This window comes from Dermacoccus sp. NHGro5 (assembly GCF_017565385.1).
Lineage (GTDB): Bacteria > Actinomycetota > Actinomycetes > Actinomycetales > Dermatophilaceae > Dermacoccus > Dermacoccus nishinomiyaensis.
On sequence record NZ_JAGEKQ010000006.1, the window covers coordinates 167,754 to 183,498 of the forward strand.

At 70.7% G+C, this 15,745-nt stretch carries 14 protein-coding genes; 2 read left to right on the forward strand and 12 right to left on the reverse strand.

Going from position 1 to position 15,745, the window contains the following annotated elements:
• Position 1 precedes the first annotated feature (1 nt).
• From J4Z35_RS03425 to J4Z35_RS03445, 5 genes are read right to left on the reverse strand one after another with little or no spacing between them, the layout of a single operon-like run.
• Positions 2-1,390 carry a GTP-binding protein gene (locus tag J4Z35_RS03425; RefSeq protein WP_006944912.1) on the reverse strand — a complete coding sequence of 463 codons (1,389 nt, stop codon included), beginning with the start codon at positions 1,388-1,390 and terminating at the stop codon, positions 2-4.
• A 2-nt stretch (positions 1,391-1,392) separates the two neighbouring features.
• On the reverse strand, positions 1,393-2,331 hold the full coding sequence (cysD, locus tag J4Z35_RS03430; protein WP_006944913.1) for a sulfate adenylyltransferase subunit CysD: 939 nt from the start codon (positions 2,329-2,331) through the stop codon (positions 1,393-1,395).
• Positions 2,328-2,864 carry an adenylyl-sulfate kinase gene (gene cysC / locus J4Z35_RS03435; RefSeq protein ID WP_050786489.1) on the reverse strand — a complete coding sequence of 179 codons (537 nt, stop codon included), beginning with the start codon at positions 2,862-2,864 and terminating at the stop codon, positions 2,328-2,330. Before cysC ends, cysD begins: the two co-directional genes overlap by 4 nt.
• Positions 2,861-3,565 carry a phosphoadenylyl-sulfate reductase gene (locus J4Z35_RS03440; protein ID WP_006944887.1) on the reverse strand — a complete coding sequence of 235 codons (705 nt, stop codon included), beginning with the start codon at positions 3,563-3,565 and terminating at the stop codon, positions 2,861-2,863. The genes cysC and J4Z35_RS03440 overlap by 4 nt, the downstream gene beginning before the upstream one ends.
• Positions 3,562-5,247, reverse strand: coding sequence for a nitrite/sulfite reductase (locus J4Z35_RS03445; RefSeq protein ID WP_006944918.1), 1,686 nt, complete (start codon positions 5,245-5,247; stop codon positions 3,562-3,564). The genes J4Z35_RS03440 and J4Z35_RS03445 overlap by 4 nt, the downstream gene beginning before the upstream one ends.
• A 187-nt stretch (positions 5,248-5,434) precedes the next feature.
• On the opposite strand from J4Z35_RS03445, the gene J4Z35_RS03450 reads away from it, so the two are divergent.
• Entirely contained in the window at positions 5,435-6,433 is a 999-nt protein-coding gene (locus J4Z35_RS03450) for a hypothetical protein (protein WP_143181196.1), read from the forward strand.
• A gap of 29 nt (positions 6,434-6,462) precedes the next feature.
• Positions 6,463-7,668: a CapA family protein gene (locus tag J4Z35_RS03455; RefSeq protein WP_143181195.1), complete on the forward strand. Its 1,206-nt coding sequence runs from the start codon at positions 6,463-6,465 to the stop codon at positions 7,666-7,668.
• A 75-nt stretch (positions 7,669-7,743) separates the two neighbouring features.
• On the opposite strand, the gene J4Z35_RS03460 is transcribed toward J4Z35_RS03455, so the two are convergent.
• The 7 genes from J4Z35_RS03460 to ispG all read right to left on the reverse strand — a co-directional run bounded on the left by J4Z35_RS03460 (position 7,744) and on the right by ispG (position 15,725).
• Complete coding sequence (locus J4Z35_RS03460) at positions 7,744-8,535, reverse strand: TSUP family transporter (protein ID WP_006944901.1); 792 nt, start codon at positions 8,533-8,535, stop codon at positions 7,744-7,746.
• A 150-nt stretch (positions 8,536-8,685) separates the two neighbouring features.
• Positions 8,686-10,449, reverse strand: a complete 1,764-nt coding sequence (locus tag J4Z35_RS03465; protein WP_006944902.1) for a proline--tRNA ligase — start codon at positions 10,447-10,449, stop codon at positions 8,686-8,688.
• A 141-nt stretch (positions 10,450-10,590) separates the two neighbouring features.
• Entirely contained in the window at positions 10,591-11,007 is a 417-nt protein-coding gene (locus tag J4Z35_RS14370) for a hypothetical protein (protein ID WP_231729456.1), read from the reverse strand.
• A gap of 238 nt (positions 11,008-11,245) precedes the next feature.
• The gene (locus J4Z35_RS03475; protein ID WP_006944872.1) at positions 11,246-12,925 is read right to left on the reverse strand and encodes an acyl-CoA dehydrogenase family protein; all 1,680 of its coding nucleotides are present in this window, start codon (positions 12,923-12,925) and stop codon (positions 11,246-11,248) included.
• Between the two features lie 174 nt (positions 12,926-13,099).
• Positions 13,100-13,504, reverse strand: a complete 405-nt coding sequence (locus tag J4Z35_RS03480) for a hypothetical protein (protein ID WP_006944879.1) — start codon at positions 13,502-13,504, stop codon at positions 13,100-13,102.
• Positions 13,505-13,624: 120 nt separating this feature from the next.
• Positions 13,625-14,560, reverse strand: a complete 936-nt coding sequence (locus J4Z35_RS03485; RefSeq protein WP_074039834.1) for a DUF4081 domain-containing GNAT family N-acetyltransferase — start codon at positions 14,558-14,560, stop codon at positions 13,625-13,627.
• 7 nt (positions 14,561-14,567) lie between these two features.
• The gene (ispG, locus tag J4Z35_RS03490; protein ID WP_062257398.1) at positions 14,568-15,725 is read right to left on the reverse strand and encodes a flavodoxin-dependent (E)-4-hydroxy-3-methylbut-2-enyl-diphosphate synthase; all 1,158 of its coding nucleotides are present in this window, start codon (positions 15,723-15,725) and stop codon (positions 14,568-14,570) included.
• Between the last annotated feature and the right edge of the window lie 20 nt (positions 15,726-15,745).

Genomic DNA, 15,745 nt, shown 5'->3' on the forward strand with positions numbered 1-15,745 from the left:
GTCAGCCAGCCAGCCAATCCTCTTCGGATTCGAGCTGCGCGGCGTCGTCGTCCGCACCCGAACCGAGCCCCGCACCCGACATGCCGGCTCCGAGCGTGGCGCCGCTCGCGGGATCGATGACGAGGAACGCGCCGGTCGCCCGGTGGCTGTCGTACGGGTCGAGCACCACGGGCTCGGCCAGACGCAGACGGACTCGTCCGATCGTGTTGAGCGTCATCACTGCTTCAGGGCCGGCTGCGTGCCACGTGCTCGTCTCGACGTCCCACAGATGCGTGATGTCGTCGACGACCGCGCGCACCACCTTGGTGCCCGCCTTGACGAGGACGCGCTGACGGACACGCCCGTCCGCGGCCGCGAGCCACGCGAGCACTCCGCTCACCTCGGAGTCGGCAACCGGTTGATCGGGGTCGGCCACGAGCGACAGGACCTCACCACGAGCGACGTCAAGTTCGTCGCCCAGACGCACCGTCACTGACTCGCCCGCTACGGCCACCTCACGCGAGCCCACCGGAGTGTCGATCGCGACGACCCGGCTCGTCAGGCCCGAGGACACCGCGCGCACACGGTCACCGACGTGCAGGACGCCGGAGGCGATGCGGCCGGCGAGACCGCGATAATCCGGATGCTCGGCGGTGCGAGGCCGGATGACGAGCTGGACCGGCATGCGGAACGACTCGGCCCGCAGGTCATCGCGGACGGGTAGCGACTCGAGCAGGTCGAGCAGCGGCGGGTGGTCGTACCCGTCGGGGGCCGGAGCGACGACCCCCTCGCCCGTCAGCGCAGACAGCGCGACGACGCGGGGATCGCTGAGGCCCACCCTGTCGGCCAGGTCGGTCGCCTGGGTCCGGACCTCGTCGAACCGCGAGCGCGACCACTCGAGGGCATCCATCTTGTTGACGGCGAAGATGACGTGCGGAACACGCAGCAGCGCCATCAACGCGGCGTGACGACGCGTCTGGTCGCTGACCCCGTGTCGCGCGTCCACGAGGACGACGGCTGCGTCAGCGGTGGAGGCGCCGGTGACCATGTTGCGCGTGTACTGCACGTGCCCCGGGGTGTCGGCGAGGACGAAGGTGCGCCGGGGCGTGGCGAAGTACCGGTACGCCACGTCGATCGTGATGCCCTGTTCGCGCTCGGCGCGCAGCCCGTCCGTCAGGAGAGCAAGGTCGACCTGCTCGGCGCCGCGTGACGTGCTCGCGGCGACCATCGAGTCGTAGGTGTCGGCGAGGATGTTCTTCGTGTCGTGCAGCAGACGACCCACGAGGGTCGACTTGCCGTCGTCGACGCTGCCCGCCACGACGAGGCGGAGCTGGGAACCGGGCGAGGCGGTCGGTGCGTGCTCGGTGGACGAACGTGGTGCGTCGGCGGCACGGGTGGTCGTGGTCGTCATCTCTAGAAGTAGCCCTCTCGCTTGCGATCTTCCATAGCGGCCTCGGAGAGGCGGTCGTCGGCGCGGGTGGCTCCGCGCTCGGTGAGATGGCTCGCGGCGATCTCGGCGATGATGTCGGCGGTCGTGCGGGCCTCGGACTCGACGGCGCCCGTGCAGGAGCCGTCACCGACGGTGCGGTAGCGCACCGAGCGGGTGACGAGGGGTTCGTCGTCGCGCGGCCCGAACCAGGGCCCCGGCGTCAGCCACATGCCGTCACGCAGGAAGACCTGGCGCTCGTGCGCGTGGTAGATCGGCGGCAGCGCGACGTCCTCGGCCTCGATGTAGCGCCAGACGTCCAGTTCGGTCCAGTTGCTCAGCGGGAACACACGCGTGTTCTCGCCGGGGGCGTGACGGCCGTTGTAGAGGTTCCACAGCTCCGGACGCTGCCCGCGCGGGTCCCACCCTCCCATGGCGCTGCGCACCGAGAAGATGCGCTCCTTCGCGCGCGCCCGATCCTCGTCCCGGCGCGCCCCGCCGAGGAGGGCGTCGAAGCGTTCTGCCTCGATCGTGTCGACGAGGGGCACCGTCTGCAGGGGGTTGCGGGTGCCGTCGGGGCGTTCCTGCAGGCGGCCGTCGGCGATCCAGTCCTCGACCGCCGCGACGTGGAGGCGCAGGCCATGACGGGCGACGACCTCGTCCCGGAACGCGATGACCTCAGGCAGGTTGTGGCCGGTGTCGACGTGCAGCAGCGTCAGCGGCAACGGCGCGGGGGCGAGCGCCTTGAGTGCGACGTGCAGCAGCACTGCGGAGTCCTTGCCGCCGCTGAACAGCAGCGCAGGGCGTTCGAACTCGGCGATGACCTCGCGGATGATCTCGATGGCCTCGGCCTCGAGTGCCCGCAACGTCGACAGCTCGCCGGCGGGGTTCGTGGAGACGTCCGGTGGCGTCATCGTCTCGGTCATGCGGGTGTCCTCTCCTCGTCGATGAGACGCAGGATCTCGGCGAGGGATTCCTCGATCGAGCGGCCCTGGGTCTCGAGACGCAATTCGGGGTTGGTCGGAACCTCGTAGGGGTCGTCGAGGCCTGTCATTCCGGTGAATTCGCCGGCCTCGGCCCGGGCGTACAGGCCCTTGACGTCGCGTCGCGCGCACTCCTCGAGCGACGTTGCGACGAAGACCTCGAGGTAGCGACTACCGCTGCGCTCGTGGCGTGCGCGGTTCTCGGCGCGTGCATCGGCGTACGGGGCGATGACCGGCACGATCGCCCACACACCGTTGCGGGCGAGCAGGTCGGCGACGAAACCGACGCGCGTCACGTGGGTGTTCCGGTCCGCCCGGGAGAACCCGAGGCCGGCGCTGAGGGAGGTGCGCAGTTCGTCGCCGTCGAGCAGTTCGACGCGTTCGCCCCGCTCGCGCAGGGTGGCGACGAGGCGCTCGGCGAGCGTCGACTTGCCCGCTCCGGACAGGCCCGTGAGCCACACGGTCGCGGCGCTCATGTGTTGATCCCGCATTCGACCTTGTCGCGGCCCGCCCAGCGTCCGGCGCGCGCGTCCTCGCCCGGCGCCACCCGGCGGGTGCACGTGGCGCACCCGATCGAGGGGTAGCCCTGGGTGAGCAGCGGGTTCGTGACGATGGCGTGCTCGGCGATGTAGGCCTCGACGTCGGCGTCGCTCCACGCGACGATCGGCGCGACCTTGATGCGTTCGCGGCGCTCGTCGAAGCTGACGACCGGTGTGTCGCGCCGCGTGATCGCCTCGCTGCGACGCACCCCGGTGGCCCACGCCTCGTAGCCGTCGAGGGCCTCGTCGAGCGGGTGGGTCTTGCGCAGCGTGCAGCACAGATCGGGATCGCGTTCGAAGAGGTTCGCTCCGTACGTCGCGTCCTGCTGCGCGACACTCTGGGACGGTTCGAGGGTGCGCAGCGTGACGTCGTACGTCGAGGCGACCGCGTCGCGGGTCTGCAGCGTCTCTTCGAAGTGGTACCCGGTGTCGAGGAAGAGCACGTCGACGCCGGGCAGGCTGCGCGACGCGAGATGCGTCAGCACGGCGTCCTGCATGGAGGTGGCCACGGCGAAGCGTTCCCCGAACTCCGCGGCCGCCCAATCGAGCACGGCGTCCGCCGGTGCACCGTCGAGCTGGCCAGCGGCCCGAATGGCGATCCGACGCAGCTCGTCGGGCTCGCGCACGACCTGCGTCATCGCAGCTCCTCCTCGTCGGCGCGGCGGGCCCAGTCGCCGAAGCTCTCGCCGCTCTCGCGTGCGGCTATGTACCGCGTCACGACGCGCTCGACGTAGTCGCCCAGCTCGCTCGCGGCGACCTTGTGGGCGCGCAGCTTGCGCCCGACGACGAGGTCCTCGCCCAGGCCACCGCCGAGGTGGACCTGGTAGCCGGGCACCTGCTCGCCGGCGGTGTCGGTGATGATCTGGCCCTTGAGACCGATGTCCGCCACCTGGATGCGGGCGCAGCTGTTGGGGCAGCCGTTGAGATGGATCGCGATGGGGTGCTCGAGCTGGTCGTCGAGGTGAGCGAGACGCTCTTCGAGCTCGGCGACGAGGTCGTGGGCTCGCTGCTTCGTCTCGACGATGGCGAGCTTGCAGAACTCCAGGCCCGTGCACGCCATCGTCGCGCGGCGCCACGGCGACGGACGCCCGTCGAAGCCCAGCGGCCGCATCGTCTCGAGCAGCGGCTCGACGGCGTCGTCGGGCACGTCGAGGACGACGAGCTTCTGGTAGGCGGTCAGGCGCAGCCGGTCGCTGCCGGCGGCCTCCATCGCGTCGGCGACGCCCGCGAGCGCCGCGCCGCTCGTGCGCCCTGCGATCGGCGCGAACCCGACGAGGTTGCGTCCGTCCTTCTGACGATGCACACCGACGTGGTCGATCGTGTGCTTCGGCGTGGGCGCGGCGGGCCCGTCGAGCAGGGGGCGCCCGAGGTACTCGCGCTCCAGCACCTCACGCGTCTTGTCGGCGCCCCAGTCCTCGACGAGGTACTTGAGACGCGCGCGGTTGCGCAGCCGGCGGTAGCCGTGGTCGCGGAACAGCTTGACGGTCGCGAGCCAGACCTCGGGCACCTCTTCGAGCGGCACCCAGGCACCGAGGCGCAGCGCGAAGAACGCCTTCGTCGACAGCCCTCCCCCGATCTGCAGATCGAAGCCGGGGCCGTGGTCGGGGTGGACGACGCCGACGAAGCTGATGTCGTTGATCTCAGGGGCGGCGTCGGGCAGCCACGCGATCGACGACTTGAACTTGCGCGGCAGGTTCGCGAGATCCGGGTCGCCCACGTAGTTGGCCTTGATGAAGTCGATCGCGGGGGTCGCGTCGATCACCTCGTCGGGGTGCACGCCGGCCACCGGCGAACCGAGCGTGGTGCGCGTGCAGTCACCGCAGGCCTCGAGCGTGTCGAGACCGACGGCCTCGAGACGGCGCCAGATCTCCGGCACGTCCTCGATCGCGATCCAGTGGTACTGGATGTTGTTGCGGTCGGTGATGTCGGCCGTACCACGTGCGAAATCGGTGGAGATGCTCGCGAGCACCCGCAGCTGCTCGCGGGAGAGCTGCCCGCCGTCGATGCGCACGCGCATCATGAAGTACTCGTCGTCGAGCTCCTCGGGCGCCAGCGTCGCCGTCTTGCCGCCGTCGATGCCCTGCTTGCGCTGGGTGTACAGGCCCATCCAGCGCATGCGGCCGCGCAGGTCAGTGCCCGAGATGCTGTCGAAGCCCTCGCGGGCGTACTGCTCGAGGATGCGGGCGCGCACGTTGAGGGGCGCGTCCTCGGCCTTGAAGACCTCGTTCGGGTTGAGCGGGTCGAACTCGCCCTTGGCCCACTGCCCCTCGGGCTTGGCCGTGCGCTGCGTGGCGCGGGGACGTTCACTCGTCGTCGTCATCGTCCGCTCCTTCGTGGTTTCTCTCGGGCTCGAAGTACATAACCTTGTCTTCGGTTCAGCAAAACTGCAAATGATGGATCACGGGGTGTTCATCCTGTGGGAAGGCACGTTGAGCCTGACGCGCCCACGGTGCGTGTGGCGTCACCGCCCGCCGGAACGCGCGGCCAGTGCGTGCCAGACTGTGCCCATGCCCGATGCTCGTCTCACCCGCCGCACCGCGCTCGCCGCCGTCGTCCTCACCACCACGAGCGCATGCAGGCTGCGCGTGGAGAAGGACGCGCCCCTGCCGGGGCCGACGGCGGCACCGGCGCCCGATTCGGGCCCCCTCGAGGCTGTGCGTCGTCACCTCGTGGTCGCGATGAGCGCGGCGAGCCAGGAGACGAACCACCGCCGGGAGGCCGCCGACGCGCAGGGCGCCCACGTCGCCGAACTCAAACGACTCGACGCGACGCTGCGCGGCATCGGCGCGACGTCGCTGCCCAGCGTCAGCGCCACTGCGGCGCCCAGCGTGTCGGCGTCAGCGTCTGCGTCGCCATGGGCGTCGGCGTCCGGAAAGAGCTCCCGCGCGAGCGCCCCGGCGTCGTCGCCCTCGGCGAGCAGCAGCCCCGCCGCGACGGCGTGGACCCGCGCCGAGAGCGACTGGGTCTCCCCCGCGCTGTGCGCGAGCCTGCAGAAGGTTTCGGCGACATCGAGGCCTCTCGCCCTGTCGATCGCCGCGCGCGGGCTCAGCTCGCTGCCGGGCGGCGTTTCCGTGCCGTGGTCCGCGACGGTGTCGGTGCCCTCGTCGTCGGCGCTGCTCGAGGCGAACGCGGTGACGATCCACGCGCTCGAGTGGTGGGCGGCGCGCACCGATCCCGACGATCGCGGCGACGTCCCCGGCCTGCTCGACGACCTCTACGCCGTGCGCTCGCTCGCGGAATCGTCGGCGTCATCGGGGTCGCCGTCGTCGTCATCGTCTGCTTCCGCGAGCCCCGCTGCGCCCGCGCGCCGCTACGACTCGCTCGCCGCGGCCCGCGCCGATGCGGGCAAGGCGGCCGCGGCTGTGATGTCGGCGTGCGCCGTCGCGGCGACGGGCACGCGCAGCGCCGATGATGTCAACGGGCTGCTGCTCGCGTGGTCGAGCGCGGCCCGCACAGTGCGCTTCGGTGGGGGCAGCGTCTCGCCGTTCCCCGGCCTCGCGACCTGAGCACGCCCGCGGAGAATAAACTCGTCCGCATGCGCATTCGGGGACGCGCGGCCGCCGCCGCACCACTGATCTCGCTGCTCGCTCTCACGGCCTGTTCGGGCAGCTCGCACGACACGGGCGGCGCTTCGAGCTCCGGGGCGTCATCGAAGGCCGGCGCGTCGAGCAGTTCCGGTGGGAGTGCGAGCCCCTCGGCGAGCTCTTCGGTCGCTCCCCCGGAGCCGGTCAAGAACAAGCCGGGCAGCATCACGATCGGCGCGTCGGGCGACCTCATCGTCCACCCGTCGATCACGCAGATGGCCCGTCGTGCCGCAGGCGGCACGGGGTACCGCTTCGACCAGTTCTTCGGCCAGATCTCCCCCGTCACGAAGGCGGGCGATCTACGCATCTGCCAGATGGAGAACCCGCTGTCGCGTGACGACACGAACCTGGCGCGCGAGCTGAGCTTCAACGCGCCCCACGAGTTCGCGACGACGGTGAAGTCCATCGGGTTCGACGGGTGTTCGACGGCCAACAACCACGCCTACGACCGCGGCCTCTCCGGGCTGGCGAGCACGCGCAGCGTCATGGCCGCGAACGGTCTGCAGGCGGCCGGCCCGGCCGCGTCTGCCGGCGAGAAGGGCCAGCCCGTGTTCTACGAGGCCAAGGGGTTCAAGGTCGCGCAACTGTCGTACAGCTACACGCTCGACAACCGCATCAACGGCGACCAGACGGGCACTCCCAAGGACGCGCCCTGGGTCGCGGACAACCTGTACGCGGTGCGCACCCCGGAAGGCATCGAGGCCGATGCCGCCGAAGCACGCAAGCAGGGCGCCGACATCGTCGTCGTGTCGATGCACTGGGGACGTGAGTACAAGCCGGTCTCGGCGGAGCAGAAGAAGTACGCGGACGCGTTGCTGCGCTCCGGGCAGGTCGACTGGATCATCGGCAACCATCCGCACATCGTGCAGCCGTGCCAGAAGATCGACGGACGATACGTCTCCTACGCCCTCGGCAACCTGTTCTCCGGCCAGCAGGCCGCATATCTGCCGGGCACGGCGGACGGCGCGTACGCGAGCGTCACCTTCACGCGCGACGCGGGCGGCAAGATCAGCCAATCTATGACGTACCAGCCCACCTATCAGGACCAGAAGACGCGCGTCGTCGAGCTGGCCACCCCGTCGCAGAACCCAGCATCCTACGCCAAGACGACCGCGACGATGGGTGCGTTCGGCTGCGACGCCAAGCCGGCGTCCTGACGGGTGACGGCACCCGCCGCCGTCGCCGGACGCTCGAGCCGTGGTAGCCGGTGAGGCGCCGGGCGCGGCTGAGCATCAGAGCAGGCCGAACTGCGCGGCGGTGTCGTAGCTGAGCTTGACGACGAAGGCCCCCACGACGACGACGAACACGGCGCGCACGAACCCGGCCCCCTTCGAGACGGCGGTCCGGGCGCCGAGATAGCCGCCCGCGAGGTTCGCGACGCCGAGCACGAGGCCGACACGCCAGGCCACCGCACCTGCCGGGATGAACACGACGAGGGCGGCGAGGTTCGTCGCGAAGTTGGCGAGCTTGGCCTTGGCGGAGGCCTCGAGGAAGCGGTAGCCGAGCAGGCTGACGAGCGCGAAGACGAAGAACGAGCCCGTCCCCGGGCCGAGCGCGCCGTCGTACAGGCCGACGCCCAGGCCGACGGCGCCCGCCGTCGCGTAATGGCGCCGGCTGCCGGCGTGCCGCAGGTTCTCGAGCTGCCCCATCGACGGCTTGAACAGCGTGTACGCGCCGACGGCGACGAGGACGACGAGGATGATCGGGTTGAACGCGCTGCGCGGGATGTGACTGGCGAGCGCCGCACCCGCCATCGAGCCGGCGAACGCCATCACGGCGAGCGGCAGCGCGGTGCGCAGATCGGGACGCACCCGCCGAAGGTACGTCGCCGAGCTCACCGACGTGCCGCAGATCGAACCCAGCTTGTTCGTCGCGAGCAGCTGGGCGGGCGCGGCGTGCGGAAACGCGACCATGAGGGCCGGCAACTGCACGAGCCCGCCTCCGCCGACGACGGCGTCGATCCATCCCGCGCAGGCCGCCGCGAGCGCCAGCAGGGTGAGGGTCAGGGTTCCCGGGTCGTTCACCCCGTCATCCTGGGCCGCGCGCCGCGTGCCCGCAAACGTCTCTCAGTTCGTGACCGTCGCGCCCGCGCCGCTCGTGACCGGGGCGGCGGCCGTTCGACGCGCGAGAGCCACCACGTCGGGCCGTGGTGGCTCTCGTGAAGCAGGGTCGGATCAGGCGCCGCGCACCTCGGAGAGCACCTCGGCCGCCACCTCGTCGACGCCGACGTCACGCGAGGTGCCCGAGCGGCGGTCCTTGACTTCGATCGTGCCGTCGGAGAGGCCGCGCCCGAGCACGACGATCGTCGGGACGCCGATGAGCTCGGCGTCCTTGAACTTCACGCCGGGGCTGACCTTCGGACGGTCGTCGAACAGGACGCCGAGCCCGGCCGACTCGAGGTCGGCGACGACCTGCTCCGCCTTCTCGAAGACCGCGGCGTCCTTGCCCGTGGCGACGACGTGGACGTCGAAGGGCGCGATGTGACGCGGCCAGATGAGGCCCTTGTCGTCGAGGTTGTCCTCAGCGATGGCGGCGACGGCGCGAGAGACGCCGATGCCGTAGGAGCCCATCGTCACCGTCACGAGCTTGCCGTTCTCGTCGAGCACCTTGAGCCCGAGCGCCTCGGCATACTTCGTGCCGAGCTGGAAGATGTGACCCATCTCGATGCCGCGCGCGAGCGTCAGGGGGCCCGAACCGTCGAGGGCCGGGTCGCCCTCCTTGATCTGCGCCGCCTGGATCGTGCCGTCGGCGGTGAAATCGCGGCCGTGGACGAGGTCGATGACGTGCTTGCCGCTGACGTCGGCGCCCGTCACCCACGCCGAGCCCTCGGCGATGCTGGGGTCGAGCAGGTAACGGATGCCGGAGGCCTTTTCCTCGCCGAGCACGCCCGGGCCGATGTAGCCCTTCGCGAGCATCGGGTAGGCGGCGAAGTCCTTCTCCTCGAACGCCTCGACGTCGGCCGGAGCGACCTGAGCCTCGAGGCGCTTGGCGTCGACCTCGCGATCGCCGGGCACGCCGATCGCGAGCGGTTCGCGCGTGCCGTCGGGGTGGACGAGCATGACGATGACGTTCTTCAGTGTGTCGGCAGCCGTCCACTCGCGTCCGTCGTCGCGCGGGTGATTCGCGTTGAGGGCCGCGACGAGCGTCTCGATGGTCGGGGTCTCGGGGGTGTCCTCGATGTGTGCGGGGCCGACGCTCACCTCGACGGGCTCGGCCTGCGGCACGACGACGGCCTCGACGTTCGCGGCGAAACCGCCGGGCGAGCGGACGAACGTGTCCTCACCGTGGCGGCTGACGGCGAGGAACTCCTCCGACGCCGAACCGCCCATCGCGCCCGAGTCGGCGTGGACGACGACGTACTCGAAGCCGAGGCGGTCGAAGATCTTGACGTACGCGCCGCGGTGCTTGGCGTAGCTCTCCTCGAGGCCCTGCTTCGTGTGATCGAAGGAGTACGAGTCCTTCATGATGAACTCGCGCCCGCGCAGCAGGCCGGCGCGCGGGCGGGCCTCGTCGCGGTACTTCGTCTGGATCTGGAACAGCGTCGTCGGCAGGTCCTTGTAGCTCGAGAACATGTCCTTCACCGTGATGGTGAACATCTCCTCGTGCGTCGGGCCGAGGAGCATGTCGACGCCCTTGCGGTCCTGCAGGCGGAACAGGTTGGGGCCGTACTCGTCCCAGCGGTTCGTCGCCTCATAGGGTTCGCGCGGCAGCAGCGCGGGGAAGCTCAGCTCCTGCGCGCCGATGGCCTCCATCTCCTCGCGGACGATGGTCTCGACGTTACGCAGCACCTTGAGCCCGAGCGGCAACCACGTGTACACGCCGGGCGCGGCGCGTCGGATGTAGCCGGCGCGCACGAGCAGCTTGTGGCCCGGCAGCTCAGCGTCCGCCGGATCCTCGCGAAGCGTTCGCAGGAACAGGTTGGACATGCGCTGGGCCACGGTCTCTCCTCGGGTCGTGTCGCGGTCGCTCCGCGTGACTCGGCCCCACACTATCCCGGCCCGCCCAGGGCGTGCACGGCCCGCATCCACCCGACGCTCGGGCCGCGAGGCCTTCCTGAGATCCATGCAGATTCGACGACGTCACAATCCGTCCTTCGCCGTCTCCCGTCTCCTGCGCACTCGCCCGGCGTGCAGATCTCCAGCAAGGCCGCCAGCGGCGGCATCATGAAGGGGCTCAAGCGCTCCGTGCTCTGCGGTGAGTCCTTCTTCTCGACGACGTACACCGCCCCCGCCGAGGGCGGGTGGGGCGACATCGCCGGCGTCCTGCCCGGCGGCATGCTGGCGCTCGAGATCCAGCCCGATCGCCCCTGCTTCGTCGCCCGCGGCAACTGGATGGCCAACAGCGAGGGCACGGAGGTCACCTCGCAGTTCGGTGGCATGACGAACCTCTTCGGCGGCGAGGGCGGCTTCGGCCTCGAGGCCAGCGGTCAGTGCCTCAGCGTCTACGGCGCGGTCGACGTCATGGACCTCGCTCCGGGCGAGCGTGACGTCATCCACACCGGGCACGTCATCGCCTACGACCTGGGGATGCAGTTCACAACGCGTCGGGCGGTCGAAGGACGCTCGATCCAGTCGATGAAGTCCGGTGAAGGGCTCGTTTCAACTTCGTCGGGCCCGGGCGCGTGCTCCTGCAGTCACGCAACCCGCAGGCGTTCGCGGAGTGGGCCGCCAAGCTCATGCCCTCGACGAACGAGCAGGGCGGCCTCGGCGGGCTGTTCACCTGACCGCCAGGGCGTCAGGGCCGCGGCGTCGCGCGTCGGGCGATGGCGGCGCTCGCGGCCGACGTGCCGAGGGTGCCGAACACGCCGCCCCACTCCCCCTGCACGCGGCTCGCGATGAACGCGTCGCTGACGCTCGACGGCGCGCTGCGCAGCAGCAGGCTCGCCTGGAGGACGACGGCCATTCGAGCGCTGATGTCGCGGGCGCGGTACTCCGCGTCGTCGGGCGTCAACGACACGACGTCGGCGAGCACCTGTTTCGTCGCGACGTCGAGCCCGGGGTGGTCGCCGCGGGTCACGTCGAGCTCGCGGCTGAAGGCCTCGAACGCCTCCGGCGAACGCGTCAGGGCGCGCAGGACGTCGAGGGCGTTGACGCTGCCCGAGCCCTCCCAGATCGAGTTGAGCGGCGACTCGCGGAACAGCAGCGGCATGCCCGACTCCTCGACGTACCCGTTGCCGCCGAGGCATTCGAGGGCCTCGGCGACGTGCATCGGCGTGCGCTTGCACACCCAGAACTTTGCGAGCGGCAGTGCGAAGCGACGGAACGCGCGCTCGTGCTCGCTGCCGGGATCGCCTGATTCGATACGGTCGACGCTCGCCGCGAGGCGCATGCCGAGCGCCGTCGCGGCCTCCGACTCGATCGCGAGATCGGCGAGGACGTTCTGCATCGCGGGCTTGTCGGCGAGGACGCCGCCGAAGGCATGCCGACGCGCGGTGTACCAGGCCGCCTCGCTCGTCGCGCGACGCATGAGCCCGGCCGAGCCGAGGACGCAGTCGAGCCGCGTCGCGCTCACCATCTCGATGATCGTGCGCACGCCCGCACCCTCGTCACCGAGGCGAGTGGCGTAGGCGTCGTGGAACTCGAGTTCGCTGCTCGCGTTGGAGCGGTTGCCGAGCTTGTCCTTGAGCCGGACGATGCGCAGCGCGTTGCGAGTGCCGTCAGGGTGCACGCGCGGCACGACGAAGCAGGTCAGCCCGCCGGGAGCCTGCGCGAGGACGAGGAACAGATCGTTCGTCGGCGCGCTCGTGAACCACTTGTGCCCGCGCAGCGAATAGACGGCGGCGCCGTCGTCGTCGAAACCCGACGGGGTGGCCTCGGTGACGTTGGTGCGCACGTCGGAGCCGCCCTGTTTCTCCGTCATCCCCATCCCCGCGAGCAGCCCCTCCTTGCTCGCCGCGGGCAGATCGCCGGGCTCGTAGACGCTCGCCGCGAGGCCGTCGGCGTAACGCTGCGTCAGCGCCTCGTCCGCGCGCAGGGCGGGGACGGCGGCATGGGTCATCGTCAGCGGACAGACGTGCCCGGGCTCGACACCGGACCACGTGATGAAGCCCGCTGCCCGCCGCAGGTGAGCGTCCGCCGACGCGTCCTGCCAGGGCGCGCCCGCGAGACCGAACTCGACGCCGCGGCGCATGAGCCAGTGCCAGGACGGGTGGAACTCGACGGCGTCGGTACGCGCGCCGAACCGGTCGACGGCGCGATGCCGCGGCGTGAACGTGTTCGCAGCCATGCCGTGTTCGCGAGCCTCCTCGCTGCCGGCCATGACACCGAGCTCGCGCAGGGGGCCGAGAACGTCGGCATGCTCGTGCGAGGCGAACGCGCTCGCCGCGTCCTTGAGCGCCTCGTCGGCGTCGACGGCGTCGAACCCGGCCATGACGTCGGCCTGATTGGTTGGTGTGAGCGCGAACACGTCAGTCATGCCGCCACTGTAGATCGCCGGCCCGGTGCCCGGGCGGCGTCTGCGCGCAGGAGTCTACGCCGACCGCACGGCGCGGGCCCGCCAATGCGGCGCGGGCCCATCAGTCCGGCGCGAACCGTCACCCACAGTGACGGCGACCCACGCACGGCGCACGGTCGGCCTCGCGAGCCCTCGTCAGCGGCGAGCGATGTCGAGGCTCGCCTTGATGAGCGGCCACTGCGCCGGGACCCGCGCGAGCATGCCGGCGAGGCGCGCCTGCTTGCCCGGCGTGGAGCGGCGTCGGACACTCGCCTGCGCCTGACGCGCCATCTCGACGTTCGCGGGCAGCACGGCGACGAGCAGGGCGGCAGAGGCGTAACCCGCGGCTCGGCGCGTCGCAGGGTTGACGAGACCCGCGGCGCAGACGAGTTCGGCGACACCGCTGAGGTAGACGAGTTCGCGCGCCTTGGGTAGCTGCGGCGGAATGGTCGGCTCGAACACCTGCGGGCGCACGAGGTGCGTCACGCCGGAGACGACGTACGCGCCGACGAGCCCGCGCATCAGGGGCGGAAGTTCACGAAGACCGGTGACAGGATTCATGCCCCCACCCCATCACATCGCCCTGACAACGCCGTTGAAACGGGTCGAAGTGCGGGGGCAGGGCGCTCGTCCCATCGATAAGCGGTGCCACCGCGTCGCCTCTGCGACGGCGCCGCCGCATCAGAGGATGACGGTCGCGAACGTCCCGACGCGTTCGAACCCGGCGCGTTCGTACGCACGCAGCGCGGGGGTGTTGTACCCGTTGACGTAGAGGCTGACGGTGGGCGCGAGCTCCGCCTCGACCAGGTCGACGACGCGCGCCATGCACGGTGCGGCGAGCCCGCGGCCGCGCCAGGCGGGGTCGATCCACACACCCTGAATCTGTGCCACGCCCGAGGCGAGCGATCCGACGTCGGCCTTGAACCGTACGCGCGCACCGTCCATCAGGACGAAGGTGCGCCCACCCATGACGAGGCGCTGCACCCCGGCGCGGTAGGCCGCGGCACTGCCGACGTAGGGCGCGTAGCCGATCTCCTCGGTGAACATCGCCGCGGCCGCAGGCACGATGGCGTCGACCTCGTCGAATCGGGCCAGGCGCACGCGCGGTTCGGGCTCGATGCCCTGACGCTCGCGCGCCTCCCGCGAGGCGACCATGAGCGGCTGCTCGGGGCGGAACGAGCGCGCCGGCGCGTACGAACGCGACACGAGCTGCCACAGCGGCAGCACCTGCTCGGCCGGCCCGAACAGCGAACTGACGCGGCGTCGCGCACACTTGACGCGGGCCGCGTAGCGTTCCAGATCGTCAGGGCTCGCCTCGACGGGGACGAGATTCGCCGACGCCCACAGCATCGAGCGCAGCGGCCGTTGACTGGACTCGAGCGAGCGAGCGCCGCCTCGACCCAGCCCGTCGGCATCGAACCCCGAAGAGTCCGCCCCTGCCGCGAGTGGCTGGCCAACGTCACCGTCGAGACCGAAGGCAGCGCTCGTCGAACCGAGCGCGCCCTCGTCGAGGCGGGCGGCGACGAAGACGTTCGTCACCGGGTCGAGGTCGCACAACGCCCGCGCGCCGGCGCGGTCGCCGGCGTCGAGGGCTCGCACCCCCGAACGTCGCAGCATGCCGGCGTCAGCCGACCGAGACGGTGGGGCCGGCGCCGTCGGCGCCCGCGTCCTCGCCCATCTCCTCGGCGATGCGCATCGCCTCCTCGATGAGCGTCTCGACGATCTGGCTCTCCGGCACCGTCTTGATGACCTCACCCTTGACGAAGATCTGGCCCTTGCCGTTGCCGGAGGCGACGCCGAGGTCGGCCTCGCGCGCCTCACCGGGGCCGTTGACGACGCAGCCCATCACGGCGACGCGCAGCGGCACCTCCATGCCCTCGAGGCCCTTCGTCACCTGCTCGGCGAGGGTGTAGACGTCGACCTGCGCGCGCCCGCAGCTCGGGCAGCTGACGATCTCGAGCTTGCGCGGCTTGAGGTTGAGCGACTGCAGGATCATGTTGCCGACCTTGACCTCCTCGACCGGCGGGGCCGAGAGGCTGACGCGGATCGTATCGCCGATGCCGCGGCTCAGCAGCGCGCCGAACGCGGTCGCCGACTTGATCGTGCCCTGGAACGCGGGCCCGGCCTCGGTCACACCGAGGTGCAGCGGCCAGTCGCCCCGCTCGGAGAGCATCTCGTAGGCGCGCACCATGACGACGGGGTCGTTGTGCTTGACGGAGATCTTGAAGTCGTGGAAGTCGTGCTCCTCGAACAGCGACGCCTCCCACACGGCCGACTCGACGAGCGCCTCGGCCGTCGGCTTGCCGTACTTCTCGAGCAGTCGCTTGTCGAGCGAACCGGCGTTGACACCGATGCGGATGGAGACCCCGGCGTCCTTCGCCTCCTTGGCGATCTGCTTGACCTGATCGTCGAACTTGCGGATGTTGCCCGGGTTGACGCGCACACCCGCACACCCCGCCTCGATCGCCGCGTAGACGTACTTCGGCTGGAAGTGGATGTCGGCGATGACGGGGATCTGCGCCTTGCGAGCGATGGCGGGCAGCGCCTCCGCGTCGTCCTGGCTCGGGCACGCGACACGGACGATGTCGCACCCGGTGGCCGTCAGCTCGGCGATCTGCTGGAGCGTGGCGTTGATGTCGGTCGTCGGCGTCGTCGTCATCGACTGCACCGAGATGGGGGCGTCTCCCCCGACCTCGACCTTGCCGACCTTGATCTTGCGCGTCTTGCGACGAGGAGCGATGACCGGCGCGGGCGCCGAGGGCATACCGAGAGAAACCGACATGAGCCCATCTTACGACTGCC

Excerpts from the sequence above, each read along its gene's own strand:
- J4Z35_RS03425 (WP_006944912.1), bottom strand. The coding sequence starts at position 1,390 with ATGACGACCACGACCACCCGTGCCGCCGACGCACCACGTTCGTCCACC.
- cysD (WP_006944913.1), bottom strand. The coding sequence starts at position 2,331 with ATGACCGAGACGATGACGCCACCGGACGTCTCCACGAACCCCGCCGGC.
- cysC (WP_050786489.1), bottom strand. The coding sequence starts at position 2,864 with ATGAGCGCCGCGACCGTGTGGCTCACGGGCCTGTCCGGAGCGGGCAAG.
- J4Z35_RS03440 (WP_006944887.1), bottom strand. The coding sequence starts at position 3,565 with ATGACGCAGGTCGTGCGCGAGCCCGACGAGCTGCGTCGGATCGCCATT.
- J4Z35_RS03445 (WP_006944918.1), bottom strand. The coding sequence starts at position 5,247 with ATGACGACGACGAGTGAACGTCCCCGCGCCACGCAGCGCACGGCCAAG.
- J4Z35_RS03450 (WP_143181196.1), top strand. The coding sequence starts at position 5,435 with ATGCCCGATGCTCGTCTCACCCGCCGCACCGCGCTCGCCGCCGTCGTC.
- J4Z35_RS03455 (WP_143181195.1), top strand. The coding sequence starts at position 6,463 with ATGCGCATTCGGGGACGCGCGGCCGCCGCCGCACCACTGATCTCGCTG.
- J4Z35_RS03475 (WP_006944872.1), bottom strand. The coding sequence starts at position 12,925 with ATGACTGACGTGTTCGCGCTCACACCAACCAATCAGGCCGACGTCATG.
- J4Z35_RS03480 (WP_006944879.1), bottom strand. The coding sequence starts at position 13,504 with ATGAATCCTGTCACCGGTCTTCGTGAACTTCCGCCCCTGATGCGCGGG.
- J4Z35_RS03485 (WP_074039834.1), bottom strand. The coding sequence starts at position 14,560 with ATGCTGCGACGTTCGGGGGTGCGAGCCCTCGACGCCGGCGACCGCGCC.
- ispG (WP_062257398.1), bottom strand. The coding sequence starts at position 15,725 with ATGTCGGTTTCTCTCGGTATGCCCTCGGCGCCCGCGCCGGTCATCGCT.